At 66.7% G+C, this 13486-nt stretch carries 11 protein-coding genes; all 11 read right to left on the bottom strand.

Translation table 11 applies throughout. The features are described 5' to 3' along the window. Window positions 1-12 precede the first annotated feature (12 nt). The 11 genes from HFL01S_RS07770 to HFL01S_RS07720 all read right to left on the bottom strand — a co-directional run bounded on the left by HFL01S_RS07770 (window position 13) and on the right by HFL01S_RS07720 (window position 13357). The gene (locus HFL01S_RS07770) at window positions 13-1875 is read right to left on the bottom strand and encodes an acyl-CoA dehydrogenase (protein WP_066256971.1); all 1863 of its coding nucleotides are present in this window, start codon (window positions 1873-1875) and stop codon (window positions 13-15) included. Between the two features lie 27 nt (window positions 1876-1902). Then, window positions 1903-2868 carry a Bug family tripartite tricarboxylate transporter substrate binding protein gene (locus HFL01S_RS07765; protein ID WP_066256969.1) on the bottom strand — a complete coding sequence of 322 codons (966 nt, stop codon included), beginning with the start codon at window positions 2866-2868 and terminating at the stop codon, window positions 1903-1905. A 32-nt stretch (window positions 2869-2900) separates the two neighbouring features. Beyond that, window positions 2901-3221: an AtuA-related protein gene (locus HFL01S_RS07760; protein ID WP_066256967.1), complete on the bottom strand. Its 321-nt coding sequence runs from the start codon at window positions 3219-3221 to the stop codon at window positions 2901-2903. Beyond that, window positions 3218-4573, bottom strand: coding sequence for an acyclic terpene utilization AtuA family protein (locus HFL01S_RS07755; protein ID WP_066256964.1), 1356 nt, complete (start codon window positions 4571-4573; stop codon window positions 3218-3220). Before HFL01S_RS07755 ends, HFL01S_RS07760 begins: the two co-directional genes overlap by 4 nt. A gap of 36 nt (window positions 4574-4609) precedes the next feature. Further along, window positions 4610-5785, bottom strand: a complete 1176-nt coding sequence (locus HFL01S_RS07750) for an acetyl-CoA C-acyltransferase (protein ID WP_066256961.1) — start codon at window positions 5783-5785, stop codon at window positions 4610-4612. Window positions 5786-5818: 33 nt separating this feature from the next. Then, window positions 5819-7927, bottom strand: coding sequence for a 3-hydroxyacyl-CoA dehydrogenase NAD-binding domain-containing protein (locus tag HFL01S_RS07745; RefSeq protein ID WP_066256958.1), 2109 nt, complete (start codon window positions 7925-7927; stop codon window positions 5819-5821). 103 nt (window positions 7928-8030) lie between these two features. Beyond that, complete coding sequence (locus HFL01S_RS07740; protein ID WP_066256956.1) at window positions 8031-8726, bottom strand: ABC transporter ATP-binding protein; 696 nt, start codon at window positions 8724-8726, stop codon at window positions 8031-8033. A 13-nt stretch (window positions 8727-8739) separates the two neighbouring features. Further along, entirely contained in the window at window positions 8740-9534 is a 795-nt protein-coding gene (locus tag HFL01S_RS07735; RefSeq protein WP_066257052.1) for an ABC transporter ATP-binding protein, read from the bottom strand. 41 nt (window positions 9535-9575) lie between these two features. Further along, window positions 9576-10868, bottom strand: a complete 1293-nt coding sequence (locus tag HFL01S_RS07730; protein WP_066256953.1) for a branched-chain amino acid ABC transporter permease — start codon at window positions 10866-10868, stop codon at window positions 9576-9578. A 6-nt stretch (window positions 10869-10874) separates the two neighbouring features. After that, the gene (locus HFL01S_RS07725) at window positions 10875-11897 is read right to left on the bottom strand and encodes a branched-chain amino acid ABC transporter permease (RefSeq protein WP_066256949.1); all 1023 of its coding nucleotides are present in this window, start codon (window positions 11895-11897) and stop codon (window positions 10875-10877) included. A gap of 227 nt (window positions 11898-12124) precedes the next feature. Beyond that, a complete protein-coding gene (locus HFL01S_RS07720) occupies window positions 12125-13357 on the bottom strand; it encodes a branched-chain amino acid ABC transporter substrate-binding protein (protein WP_066256946.1) in 1233 nt (410 codons plus the stop codon). Window positions 13358-13486 lie beyond the last annotated feature (129 nt).

The following is a 13486-nucleotide window of genomic DNA, read 5'->3' as shown; positions in this document are numbered from 1 at the left end:
GAATGGGAAGGTTCAGAAAGCGTCTTCGGCCAGATCGGCGCAGGTCAGGTCGCGCGTGCGCACCACCTGCAGCCAGGCGCCGATCTTGGGCAGTTCGTAGTGGAAGAAAAAGCGCGCGGCGGCCAGGCGGCCGGTGCGCGCGGGGCTGTCGGCCGATGCGTGCGCGGCCAGGGCCACGTCGAGCCAGATCCAGGCCAGCACCGTGTGGCCGAAGGCCTGCAGGTAGGGCACGGCATTGGCCAGGACCTCGGTGGGGTTGGCGGTGGCCCAGGCGGCTTTGGTCGTGGCGCCCACGTCCTGCAGGGCCTTGCCCAGGGCGTTGGCGTGCGCGGCGAGTTCGGGCACCTGGATGGCGCGTTCGATGGTCGCGTTGATCCGCCCGGCCAGCAGCTGCAGGCCCTTGCCGTTTTCCATCAGCACCTTGCGGCCCAGCAGGTCCATGTCCTGGATGCCGTGTGTGCCCTCGTGGATCATGTTCAGCCGGTTGTCGCGCCAGTACTGCTCGACCGGGAAGTCGCGCGTGTAGCCGTAGCCGCCGTGCACCTGGATCGCCAGCGAGTTGGCTTCGAGACACCACTCGCTGGGCCAGCTCTTGGCAATCGGGGTCAGCACTTCGAGCAGCAGGCGCGCGTCGTCCGCCGCCTCGGGCGCGCCGGTGTGCTGTTCATCGACCAGGCGGGCGCAGTACAGCTCCAGCGCCAGCGCGCCTTCGGCGTAGCTCTTCTGCGCCAGCAGCATGCGCTTGACGTCGGCGTGTTCGATGATGCGGACCTGCGGGGCGGCGGCGTCTTTTCCGCCCGATGTCACCGGCCGTCCCTGTGGTCGGTTCTTCGCGTAGTCCAGGCTCGCGTGGTAGCCCGCCATGCCCAGCATGGTGGCCGCCATGCCCACACCGATACGGGCCTCGTTCATCATGTGGAACATGCACTGCAGGCCCTTGCCGGGCTGGCCGACGAGGTAGCCCACGGCGCCGGCACCGGCGCCGGCGCCGGCGCCGTCCAGGCCACCGCCACTCTCCCCCCGCACCGGGTACTTGCCCTCGCCGAAGTTCAGCAGCGTGTTGGTGGTGCCGCGCCAGCCGCACTTGTGGTTCAGGCCAGCCAGCGCCACGTCGTTGCGCTCGCCAGTCAGGTGGCCGTCGGTGTCCACCAGCTTCTTGGGCACGATGAACAGCGAGATGCCGCGGGTGCCCGGCACCAGCTTGCCGTGCTCGTCGGGGATCTTGGCGAGCACCAGGTGGATGATGTTCTCGGTCAGCTCGTGTTCGCCGGCCGAGATCCACATCTTGTTGCCCTTGAGGCGGTAGCGCGGGCCCAGCGGGTCGCTTTCGAAGCCAGCCCCATCGGGCACCGCACGCGTCGCCACGTCGCTCAGCGACGAACCGGCCTGCGGCTCGGAGAGGCACATGGTCCCCGACCAGCGGCCAGAGAACTCGTTGAGCGCAAACACCCGCTTCTGCGTCTCGCTGCCGTGGGCCATCAGCAGGTTGGCATTGCCCACCGTGAGCAGGCCGCTGCCGATGGAGACCGAGGCCATCGCGAAGAAGGCATTGGCCGCGGCCTCTACCGTGTACGGCAGCTGCATGCCGCCGATGTCATAGTCCTGCGCCGCACTCAGCATGCCGCTCTCGGCGTAGGCCTTCTGTGCGTCGTGCGTGGCCTGCGGCAGGATGACCTTCTCGCCGTCGAAGTGTGGCTCCTGCGTGTCCACCAGCCGGTTGAAGGGCGCGTACTTCTCGCGCGCGATGCGCTCGCAGGTGTCGAGCACCGCGTCGAAGGTCTCGCGGCTGTGGTCGCTGAACCGCTCGCGCTGGTTCAGGCGCTCAACCGACAGCCAGTCGTTGAGCAGAAAGTCGATGGTGGGGCGCAGGCTCATGGTCGGCGAGAACGGTGGGTTGACGGCTTATTGCGGTTCGATCTTGGCGTCCTTGATGGCCTTGGCCCACTTGGCGGTTTCGGTCGCGCCGCGCTTGGCCAGGTCCTCGGGCGTGCCCGGCTCCACCGCAAAGCCGATGCCGGCGAACTTCTCCTGCACTTCCTTGCTGTTGGCCGCGGCGTTGGCCGCCTTGTTGAGCTTGGCAATCACATCGGCGGGCGTGCCGGCGGGCACATACATGGCGAAGTAGGCGATCAGCTCGTAGTCCTTGAGGCCCAGGGCCTCGTTGACCGTCGGGATGTCGGGCACGGCTGGCGAGCGCTTGGTGGATGTCACCGCCAGGCCGCGCACCTTGCCGGCCTTGACCTGCGGCAGCATCACCGCGAAGTCGGCGCTGAACATCTGCACCACGCCGCCGATCAGGTCGGTCATCGCGGCGGGGCCGCTCTTGTAGGGCACGTTGGTCAGCTCGATGCCGGCCATGCCGGCCAGCATCTCGGTGGAGACGAGTTGCGAGGTGCTGGCGCTGGCGAAGTTGATGCTCTTGGGCTTGGCCTTGGCCATGTCGACCAGTTCCTTGAGCGTCTTGGCCGGCACGTCCGGATTCACCGCGATGATCAGAGGCACCGAGCCCATGTAGGCCACGGGCGCGAAGGCCTTGTCCTGGTCGTAGGGCAGCTGCTTCATCAGGCTCTTGAGCGCCGCGTTGGTGCTGTTGGTGCCGATCAGCAGGGTGTAGCCGTCTGGCGCGGCCTTGGCCACCGCGTCGGCGCCCAGCATGCCGTTCACGCCGGGCTTGTTGTCGATCACGATGGGCTGGCCCAGGGCCTCCTGCATCTTCTGCGCGAAGGCGCGGCCGATCTGGTCGGTGGCGCTGCCGGCGGCAAACGGCACCACGGCCTTGATGGGTTTGTCCGGGTAGGCCTGCGCGAGGGCGGCGGTGCAGGCCAGCGTGGCCGCAGCAGCGGCAATGACTCGGGTCAGGGTTCGCATCGTCTTGTCTCCTTTGTGGTGTGAATCGGAACTCAGTCGTCCAGCGGCAGATCCAGGATCGCGGCGCTCAGGGTCTTGCCGTGGGCGTCCAGCGCCAGCGAGCGGGTGACGCCGCCGGCGAGGGCATCATGCATCACGAAGTGCACGGCCTGCAGCTGTGGCAGCACGAAGCGCTGCACCTCGCCGCCCACCACGCCCGCGAAGTGCAACTGCACGCGCTCGGTCGTCAACAGGCGTTCGAGCTCAGGGAAGTCTGCCGGGTCCCGCGCGATCACGCTGAGCGTGGCGCGGTTGCCCTTGTCGCCGGAGCGGGCCAGGGCGATGTCCCGGAGGATGCGGCGCGGTGTGGTCATGCCGTCCACTCCAGCACCTCCACGCGGGTCTGCACCGCCTCGCGCGGAATCAGCGTGGAGGCCACCGCCACCACCTCGCGCACCGACTGCGTGACACCGCCACCGGCCGCCGGGCCGTTGAGGTAGAGCGCCTCCACCTCCTGGCCCACGCGCTCGGCCTGGGCGCGCGTGTCGCAGCGCACCGCCAGGCGCACGCGCACCTCATACGGCTCGCGGTCGGCGCCCAGCGCGGCCCCGTGCATGGCGTTGACGCCAATCAGTTCGGCGCGGTACTCGCACCCGGCAAGCGGCGGCAGCAAACCCGTGTCGGCGAGGCGGTGGCGCAGGATGTCCAGCGCCAGCTCGCCGCGCGCGCGGGCGCCCGGCCCGGCGTAAGAGATCTGGCCTTCACCGATGAAACCGTCGCTGTAGCCCAGGCTGGCCTTGAGCTGGTCGGGCCTCGCGTGACCGCTGGCGCCGTCGACCCGCACGCGGTCGCCGCCCAGGTCTGTCAATTGCACCTTTGAAAAATCGCCCGTCACATCGGCCTGCAGGTAGGCCGCCGGGTCTTCCGCTTCGTAGAGCAGCTGGGCGGTGCAGCTGAGCCGGTCCACGCGCCCGCCGGTGTCCGGCAGCTTGGTGATGACCGTGCCGCCGTCGGCGGCCACCTCGGCCAGCGGAAAGCCCACGCGGTGCAGCTCGGGCACGTCCACCCTCCCCGGGTCGGCCAGGTAACCGCCGCTGACCTGGGCCGCGCATTCGAGCAGGTGGCCCACGGCAAGGCCCTTGCCCAGCAGTGCCCAGTCGTCGGTCGCCCAGCCGAAGTGCTGCATGAGCGGCGCGAGAAACAGCGAGGGATCGGCCACGCGGCCAGTGATGACGAGGTCGGCCTTCGACTGCAACGCAGGCAGCAGCGCGTCGGCGCCCAGGTAGGCGTTGGCCGAGATCAGCCGCCCGTCCAGCGAGCGCACCGTGTCGGCGCTGTCGAGCAGCGGCGCGTCGTTCTGCTGGACCCAGGTGAGCACGTCGTCGCCCAGCACCACGGCCACGCGCAACCGCGGCAGCTGCAGTTCGCGCGCCACAGCCAGCGCGGCGTGTCCGGCAGCCAGCGGGTTGGCCGCGCCCATGTTTGTGATGATGGTGGTGCCCTGCTGCAGGCAGGCGGCCAGCACGGCCCGCAGGCGCGCCGCCAGCAGCGGGTCGTAGCCCTGCGCCGGGTCGGCACGGCGGCGCAGCTGCGCCAGGGCAATCGTGCGCTCGGCCAGGCATTCGAACACCAGCGCGTCAAGCTGCCCGCGCCGGGCCAGATCAACAGCCGGGTCGATGCGGTCCCCGGCGTAGCCTGCGCCTGCGCCGATCCGGTAGGGCCTCATGTGCTGAGTCTCCTGCTCGGACCGGCGGCGCGGGTTTTACAGGACTTCGAAGATGCCGGCCGCGCCCATGCCGCCGCCGATGCACATGGTCACGCAGACGCGCTTGGCGCCGCGGCGCTTGCCTTCGATCAGCGCGTGGCCGGTCAGGCGCTGGCCCGACACGCCATAGGGGTGGCCGACGGCAATGGCGCCGCCGTTGACGTTCAGGCGGTCGGCCGGGATGCCCAGCTTGTCGCGGCAGTACAGCACCTGCACGGCGAAGGCTTCGTTGAGTTCCCACAGGTCGATGTCGCTGATCTTCAGGCCCAGGCGCGCGAGCACCTTGGGGATGGCGAACACCGGGCCGATGCCCATTTCGTCGGGTTCACAACCGGCGACGGCAAAGCCCAGGAAGCGGCCCAGCGGCTGCAGGCCGCGCTTCTCGGCCAGCGTCTCGTCCATGAGCACGCAGGCCCCCGCACCGTCGCTGAACTGGCTGGCGTTGCCCGCCGAAACGAGGCCACCCGGCAGCGCCGAGCGCAGGCCGTGGATGCTGTCAAAGGTGGTGCCGGGGCGGATGCCCTCGTCGTTCTCGACCGTGACCTGCTTGGTCATCAGGCCCATGACCTTGTCGGCCACACCGGCGGTCACGGTGATGGGGGCAATCTCGGCCTTGAACAGGCCGGCTTCCAGCGCAGCGGCGGCCTTTTGCTGGCTGGCGGCGCCGTACTCGTCCATGGCGTCGCGGCCGATGCCGTAGCGCTTGGCCACCTGTTCGGCGGTCTGCAGCATGTTCCAGTAGATCTCGGGTTTCTGCTTCTCCAGCGCCAGGTCCTTAAGCATGTGCTGGTTCATTTCCTGCTGCACGCAGGAAATGCTTTCCACACCACCGGCGACGTAGACCGAGCCTTCGCCCGCGATGATGCGCTGCGCGGCCAGGGCGATGGTCTGCAGGCCCGAGGAGCAGAAGCGGTTCACGGTCATGCCCGATACCGTGATGGGCAGGCCGGCCTTGAGCGCGATCTGGCGCGCGATGTTGGCGCCGGTGGCACCTTCGGGGTTGGCGCAGCCCATGATCACGTCTTCGACTTCAGCGGCGTCGATGCCGGCGCGCTGCACGGCGTGCTGTACGGCGTGGCCACCGAGCGTGGCGCCGTGGGTCATGTTGAAGGCGCCCTTCCAGCTCTTGGTCAGGGGCGTGCGGGCGGTGGAAACGATGACGGCGTTGGTCATGATGGGTTCCTCAAATCTTGATTCGTGCGGTCATCAGAAGGTCTTGCCTTCGGCGGCGAGCTTCGCGAGCAAGGGAGCCGGCTCCCAGAACTTCGCGTCGTCCAGCGGGTTCTTCGCAAAGCGCTTCATGGCCTGGACCACGTTGAACAGGCCGACTTCGTTGGCGTAGTTCAGCGGGCCGCCGCGGTGCACTGGGAAGCCGTAGCCGAAGATGTAGACCACGTCGATGTCGCTGGCCTTGTTGGCGATGCCTTCTTCCAGGATGTGCGCAGCTTCGTTGACCAGGCTGAACACCAGGCGCTGCACGATCTCTTCGTCGGAGATATTGCGCGGCGTGATGCCCAGCGCCTTGCGGTGCTCTTCAATCATGGCCACCACCTCGGCGTTCGGGATGGCGTCGCGCTTGCCGGGCACGTAGTCGTACCAGCCGGCGCCGGTCTTCTGGCCGAAGCGGCCCTTCTCGCACAGCAGGTCGGCCGTCTTGCTGTACTTCATGTCCGGCTTTTCCTGGTAGCGGCGCTTGCGGATCGCCCAGCCGATGTCGTTGCCGGCCAGGTCGCCCATGCGGAACGGGCCCATGGCCATGCCGAACTTTTCCATCGCCTTGTCGACCTGTTCGGGCGTGCAGCCTTCGTCCAGCAGGAAGCCGCCCTGGCGGCCGTACTGCTCGATCATGCGGTTGCCGATGAAGCCATCGCAGACGCCGGAGACCACCGCCGTCTTTTTGATCTTCTTGGAGATCGCCATCACGGTGGCCAGCACGTCCTTGGCGGTCGCGTCACCACGCACCACTTCCAGCAGCTTCATCACGTTGGCCGGGCTGAAGAAGTGCATGCCCACCACGTCCTGCGGGCGCTTCGTGAAATTGGCGATCTTGTTGACGTCCAGCGTGGAGGTGTTGGAGGCCAGGATGGCGCCCGGCTTCATCACGCGGTCGAGTTCCTTGAACACTGCTTCCTTGACGCCGATTTCCTCGAACACGGCCTCGATCACCAAGTCGGCCGAGCCGATCTCGTCGTAGCTCAGCGTAGTGCTCAGCAGGGCCATGCGCTGCTCGTACTTGTCTTGCTTGAGCTTGCCCTTCTTGACCTGGGCTTCGTAGTTCTTGCGGATGGTGGCGATGCCGCGGTCCAGCGCCTCCTGCTTCATTTCCAGGATCTTCACCGGGATGCCGGCGTTGAGGAAGTTCATGGAGATGCCGCCGCCCATGGTGCCGGCGCCGATGACGGCCACCGAGGCGATCTCGCGCTTGGGCGTGTCTTCCGGCACGTCGGGGATCTTGCTGGCGGCGCGCTCGGCGGTGAACAGGTGGCGCAGCGACTTGCACTCGGGCGTCCACATCAGATTGATGAAGATCTCGCGCTCGAACACCATGCCGTCGTTGAACTTCTTCTTGGTCGCGGCTTCGACGGCGTCCACGCACTTGGCGGGCGCCGGGAAGTTCTTGGCCATGCCCTTGACCATGTTGCGCGCGAACTGGAAGTAGGCGTCGCCGTCCTTGTGCTTGCAGGGCAGGTTGCGCACCAGCGGGAAGGCCGAACCATCGGCGTGTTTGGCAGCCATCTCGCGGGCGAAGGCCAGCGCTTCTTCGGCCAGCGATTCGGGCGACGCGGCCAGCTTGTCGAACAGCTTCTGCCCAGGCAGTTGCGCCAGCATCTCGCTCTTGACCGGTTCGCCGCTGACGATCATGTTCAGCGCGGCTTCCACGCCCAGCACGCGCGGCAGGCGCTGCGTGCCGCCGGCGCCGGGGATCAGGCCCAGCTTCACTTCCGGCAGGGCCACGTTGCAGCCGGGGGCGGCGATGCGGTAGTGGGCGCCGAGTGCGAGTTCGAGGCCACCTCCCATGCACACGCTGTGCACGGCCGCGATCACCGGCTTGGTGGTGTTCTCGACGCGGATGATCACGGACAGCAGGTTGGGTTCCTGGATCGCCTTGGGCGAGCCGAACTCGCGGATGTCGGCACCGCCCGAGAAGGCCTTGCCCGCACCGGTCAGCACGATGGCCTTGACGGCCGCGTCGTTTTCGGCCTTCTCCAGACCGTCGACGATGGCCTGGCGGGTGGACAGACCCAGACCGTTGACCGGCGGGTTGTTGAGCGAAATGACGGCGACGTCGCCGTGGACCTGGTATTCAGCGGTCATGGAGTCTCCTCTGGGGTGAAGCGGGGAAACAGTTCAAAAACGAACGGTCGTGCGATTCTAGGAAATTTGTGCAGCGCGGCAAGCACCGGCTGTCGCAAGAGAGTCAGACCTCAAGCCACTCTTTTCGGGTGTACGGATCGGCGCGCAGACTGTCGGGCGTGCCCTCGAACACGATGCTGCCATGGCCCATCACCAGCGCCCGGTCCGAGATCGCCATCGCGATGGTCAGCTTCTGCTCGATCAGCAGCACCGAGATGCCGCGCGCCTTGAGCTTCTGCAGGTACTCGCCCACCAGCTCGACGATTTTGGGCGCCAGACCCTCGGTCGGCTCGTCGATGATGATCAGGTCGGGGGCGCCCATCAGCGTGCGGCACAGGGTCAGCATCTGCTGCTCGCCGCCCGAGAGCACGCCGGCTTCGGTGTGCTGGCGTTCCTTCAGGCGCGGGAACATGGCGTACATGTCGTCGAAGCCCCAGCGCGAGCCCTTGCCGCTGCCCTTCTGGCCCAGCAGCAGGTTCTGGTGCACCGTGAGCTTGGGGAAGATGTCGCGGTTCTCGGGCACGTAGCCGATGCCGCGGTGGGCGATCTCGAAGGGCTTGTGGCCGCGGATGGCCTGGCCCTTCCAGTCGATGGTGCCCTCGCAGTCGACCAGGCCCATGATGGCCTTGGCGGTGGTGGATCGGCCCGAGCCGTTGCGGCCCAGCAATGCGACGATCTCGCCCTTCCCCACCTCGAAGCCCACGCCGTGCAGCACGTGGCTCTTGCCGTAGTAGGCGTGCAGGTTCTGGATCTTCAGCATGGTGTTGCCTCCTTCAGTGACCGACCGAGGCGGCCTGTTCGTCGGCCAGCACCGATCCCAGGTAGGCCTCCTGCACCTTCGGGTTCGCGCGCACCGCCTCGGGCGTGTCGAAGGCGATCACCTCGCCATAGACCACCACCGCGATCTTGTCGGCCAGGCCGAAGACCACGCCCATGTCGTGCTCCACGGTCAGCAGGGTCTTGCCCACCGTCACCTCGCGGATCAGCTCGATGAAGCGGCTGGTCTCGCTCTTGCTCATGCCGGCCGTGGGTTCGTCCAGCAGGATCACGTTGGCGCCACCGGCGATGGTGATGCCGATCTCCAGCGCGCGCTGCTCGGCATAGGTCAGGTTCATGGCCAGCGTGTCGCGCTTCCTGTCGAGCCGGATCATCTTCATCAGCTCCTCGGCCCGGTCGTTCGCATCGGTGAGGTCGGCCAGGAAGCGGAACAGCGTGTAGCGGTAGCCCAGGCTCCAAAGCACGCTGCAGCGCAGGTTCTCGAACACGCTGAGCTTGGGGAAGATGTTGGTGATCTGGAAGCTGCGCGAGAGACCGAGCCGGTTGATCTCGAAAGGCTTCTTGCCGTCGATGCGGGTGCCGTTGAGGACCACCTCGCCGCTGCTGGGGGCAAAGCGGCCGGAGATCAGGTTGAACAGCGTGGACTTGCCCGCGCCGTTGGGGCCGATGATGGCCACACGCTCACCCGCGCGCACCGCCAGATCGACGCCGCGGATGATGTCGGTCTTGCCGAAGCTCTTGCGCAGGCCTTTCAGCTCCAACGCGTAGCCACCCGAATGCACATGGCTCATGGCCTGCTCGTGCGGCCGCACGGGGGTGTTGCTCGCGGTGTTCATTCCGTCTCCCGGCGCTTGATTTCTTTCTCGATGTCGGTCTGGATCGCCGACCACTGGGCGGCGAACTGGCGCCGCGCGATCTCGAACACGCCCAGGCAGGTCAGCGTGACGAACACCGCGCCGAACCAGGTGGTGCCGGCGCGCGTGTTGAGTTCCACGCCGAGGTACTTCACCGTGTCGCCCATGGCTGCGTTCAGCTGCAGGTGGTAGATCATCTCGACCATCGAGCCGGCACCCAGCAGCACCAGCACCGCCGTCACGCCCAGCACCAGGTAGGACACCCAGATCTCGCGCAGCCGGCCGAACGCGGCCACGCGCAGGTTCATCATGATCAGGCTGGCGATGCCGCCCGGCGCGTACATCACCATGAACAGGAAGATCAGGCCCAGGTAGAGCAGCCAGGCCTTGGTCAGCTCCGACAGCAGCACCGCGGCCAGCACCATCAGCACGCCGCCGATGATGGGGCCGAAGAAGAACGTTGCGCCGCCCAGGAAGGTGAACAGCAGGTAGCCGCCGGAGCGCGCCGCGCCCACCACCTCGGCCGTCACAATCTCGAAGTTGATCGCGCCCAGGCCACCCGCGATGCCGGCGAAGAAGCCGGCGATCATGAAGGCCAGGTAGCGCACCTTCTGCGTGTTGTAGCCGATGAACTCGACACGCTCGGGGTTGTCGCGCACCGCGTTCAGGATGCGACCCAGCGGCGTGCGGGTGAAGGCGAACATGAGCGCCACGCAGACAAAGGTGTAGACCGCGATCAGGTAGTACACCTGCACCGGCGGGCCGAAGCTGATGCCCATGAAGGGCTGGCCCACCACGCGGTTGCCCGAGACGCCGGCCTCGCCGCCGAAGAAGTCCGAGAACATCAGCGACATCGCGAACACCAGCTCGGCCATGCCCAGCGTGATCATGGCGAACGGCGTGCCGGCCTTCTTGGTCGTCACGTAGCCAAACAGGATGGCAAAGAACAGGCCCGCGAAGCCCCCGACCACCGGGATCAGGCTGACCGGGATCGGCCACTGCCCGTCCGACACCGCGTTGAGCGCGTGAATCGCCACGTAGCTGCCCAGGCCGGTGTAGACCGCATGGCCGAAGCTGAGCATGCCACCCTGCCCCAGCAGGATGTTGTAGGACAGGCAGGCGATGATGGCGATGCCCATCTGCGTCAACATGGTGACCGAGAGGTTGCTGGTGAACAGCATCGGTGCCACGGCCAGCACGATGGCGAACAGCGACCAGACAATCCAGCGGCCAACGTTCCAGGGTTTGAATTCGTAGTGCGTCTTGCTCATGTCGGATCAGCCTTCTCGCGTACCCAGAAGACCCTTGGGCCGGAAGATCAGGATCAGCACCAGGAACAGGTAGGGCAGGATCGGCGCCACCTGCGACAGCGTGAGCTTGAGCACCGAGTTGTTCAGCGCCGCATCGGACAGCTGCATGCCCAGCTGCTGCGCGACGCTGACGAAGGAATGGTCCATGCCGACCGCGAAGGTCTGGATCACACCGATCAGCAGCGAGGCCAGGAAGGCACCCGAGAGCGAGCCCATGCCGCCGACCACCACCACCACGAAGATCACCGAGCCCACCGTAGCGGCCATGGCCGGCTCGGTCACGAAGGTGCTGCCGCCGATCACGCCCGCCAGCCCGGCCAGCCCGGTGCCCGCGCCAAAGACCAGCATGAACACACGCGGCACGTTGTGGCCGAGGGACTCGACCATTTCGGGGTGTGTCAGCGCCGCCTGGATCACCAGACCGATGCGCGTGCGCGTGAGCAGCAGCCACAGCGACACCAGCATCAGCACCGCGATGCCCATCATGAAGGCGCGCGTGGCGGGGAATGGTGTGCAGATCACGCCCTCGGCGCTGCAGACCGCCTGACCGGCGGCGCCGAGCACCAGGCCCAGGCTGTCGTTGGCGTGGTGCACCAGGGTGAAGGCTGGACCTCGCAGCAGATCGGGCGGCGAGAACTCGACCGCCGTGCGTCCCCAGACCAGTTGCACCAGCTCCAGCACGATGTAGGACAGACCGAAGGTGACGAGCAGCTCGGGCACGTGGCCGAACTTGTGCACCTTGCGCAGCGACAGACGCTCGAACAGCGCCCCCAGGGCGCCCACCACCAGCGGCGCCACCACCAGCGCCGGCCAGAAACCGATCAGCCCCGACAGCGTGTAGCCCACATAGGCGCCGACCATGTAGAAGCTGGCGTGCGCGAAATTGAGCACGCCCATCATGCTGAAGATGAGCGTCAGCCCCGAGCTCAACATGAACAGCAGCAAGCCGTAGCTCACGCCGTTGAGCATGGAGATGATGAAGAACTCCATGAAGCAGGCCTTTCGAGGGCGAAGGAGTTGGGAGAAGAGAAATGAAGCGAGCCAAGTATGGCTCGCTCAGGCACACATGATCGCGTCAACAAACAAGCAGCCGGCGCGAGGTGTCTGCATCGAGAGCGCGGCGGAACCGGCTTTGCCGGGCCGCTCGCGCTGCCCCCTGGAGGGGGTGACGCGAAGCGGCGCGGGGGTGGTTCAAAGCTTGCGCGGGGGGTGCTTCCTCAGCCTGGCCGCTTCATCTCGCAGCTCGTCGGCGTGCTCGACACATAGGCCGGGAACTCCTTCACCGGTGCCAGCGTCATGCCGGTGTTCTCCGGGCTGTACGGATACTTGGCGTCGGCCTTCTGCCAGACCGTCAGGAACAGCGGCTGCTGCAACTGGTGGTCCAGCTTGCGGATCTCGACCTCGCCACTGAAGCTGTTGAACTTCAGGCCTTCCATGGCGGCCGCCACCTTCACCGGGTCGGTCGACTTGGCCTTGGCCATGGCCGTGCTCAGCGCGTTGTAGATGTGGATCACCGAGCCGGTGTAGAAGTCGTCCTTGAACTTGGCCTTGAATTCGTCGGACCACTTGCCCACCTGTCCGCCCATGTTGTAGTGGTTGTAGGCGATCTGGAACACGCGACCTTCGGCGCCGGTGCCCAGCGCGGTCGGCGTGCCGGTGACGCCGGTGTAGTAGGTGTAGAACTTGCCGGTGTAGCCGCCCTCGTTGGCCGCCTTGACCAGCAGCGCCAGGTCGGAACCCCAGTTGCCGGTGATCACGGTGTCGGCGCCCGAGGCCTTGATCTTGGCGATGTAGGGAGCGAAATCGCGCACCTGCGCCAGCGGGTGCAGGTCCTCGCCGACGATCTGCACGTCGGGGCGCTTGCGGGCCAGCGTTTCCTTGGCGAACTTCGCCACCTGGTGGCCGTGCGAGTAGTTCTGGTTGAGCAGGTACACCTTCTTGACGTCGGGCTTGTCCTTCATGAAGGTGGTCAGCGCCTCCATCTTCATCGAGGTGTCGGCGTCGAAGCGGAAGTGCCAGTAGCTGCACTTGCTGTTGGTGAAGTCGGGGTCCACGGCCGAGTGGTTCAGGAAGATGACCTCCTTGCCCGGGTTGCGCTCGTTGTGCTTGTTCACCGCGTCGATCAGCGCGCCGGCCACCGACGAGCCGTTGCCCTGGGTGATGTAGCGCACGCCCTGGTCGAGCGCGGCCTTGAAGGCGTTCAGGCTCTCGGCCGGGCTGAGCTTGTTGTCGATGCCGATGACCTCGAACTTCACGCCCGCCGGGTTGTTGGCACTGAACTTCTCGGCGAAGAACTGGAAGCTCTTGAGCTGGTTCGAACCGACCGGCGCCATCAGGCCCGAGAGCGGGTCGATCCAGGCGATCTTGACGGTCTCGCCCTTCTGGGCGTGGGCGGCGCCGAAGGCCAGGACAAGGGCTGCGGCGGCGACAGACTGGTGTGCGAACTTCACGTGGCATCTCCTGGAGAAAGTGAAGCCCCCAGCGTAGCGTCGGACCTCCGCACGGCGCTCAGGGAATGCCCTAAACGCTATCGCACAGGCGACTCTGCTTGCACTTCCGTAGCGCCGCAGGTCGCCTGC

The sequence above is a fragment of the Hydrogenophaga flava NBRC 102514 genome, assembly GCF_001571145.1.
GTDB classification, from domain to species: domain Bacteria; phylum Pseudomonadota; class Gammaproteobacteria; order Burkholderiales; family Burkholderiaceae_C; genus Hydrogenophaga; species Hydrogenophaga flava.
The sequence above is the reverse complement of the archived record's forward strand: the minus strand, read 5'-3'. Positions and strand labels throughout refer to the sequence as shown.

What these genes read in the sequence shown, in the direction of transcription:
- HFL01S_RS07770 (WP_066256971.1), bottom strand. Translation starts at nt 1,875, where the DNA reads ATGAGCCTGCGCCCCACCATCGACTTTCTGCTCAACGACTGGCTGTCG.
- HFL01S_RS07765 (WP_066256969.1), bottom strand. Translation starts at nt 2,868, where the DNA reads ATGCGAACCCTGACCCGAGTCATTGCCGCTGCTGCGGCCACGCTGGCC.
- HFL01S_RS07760 (WP_066256967.1), bottom strand. Translation starts at nt 3,221, where the DNA reads ATGACCACACCGCGCCGCATCCTCCGGGACATCGCCCTGGCCCGCTCC.
- HFL01S_RS07755 (WP_066256964.1), bottom strand. Translation starts at nt 4,573, where the DNA reads ATGAGGCCCTACCGGATCGGCGCAGGCGCAGGCTACGCCGGGGACCGC.
- HFL01S_RS07750 (WP_066256961.1), bottom strand. Translation starts at nt 5,785, where the DNA reads ATGACCAACGCCGTCATCGTTTCCACCGCCCGCACGCCCCTGACCAAG.
- HFL01S_RS07745 (WP_066256958.1), bottom strand. Translation starts at nt 7,927, where the DNA reads ATGACCGCTGAATACCAGGTCCACGGCGACGTCGCCGTCATTTCGCTC.
- HFL01S_RS07740 (WP_066256956.1), bottom strand. Translation starts at nt 8,726, where the DNA reads ATGCTGAAGATCCAGAACCTGCACGCCTACTACGGCAAGAGCCACGTG.
- HFL01S_RS07735 (WP_066257052.1), bottom strand. Translation starts at nt 9,534, where the DNA reads ATGAGCCATGTGCATTCGGGTGGCTACGCGTTGGAGCTGAAAGGCCTG.
- HFL01S_RS07730 (WP_066256953.1), bottom strand. Translation starts at nt 10,868, where the DNA reads ATGAGCAAGACGCACTACGAATTCAAACCCTGGAACGTTGGCCGCTGG.
- HFL01S_RS07725 (WP_066256949.1), bottom strand. Translation starts at nt 11,897, where the DNA reads ATGGAGTTCTTCATCATCTCCATGCTCAACGGCGTGAGCTACGGCTTG.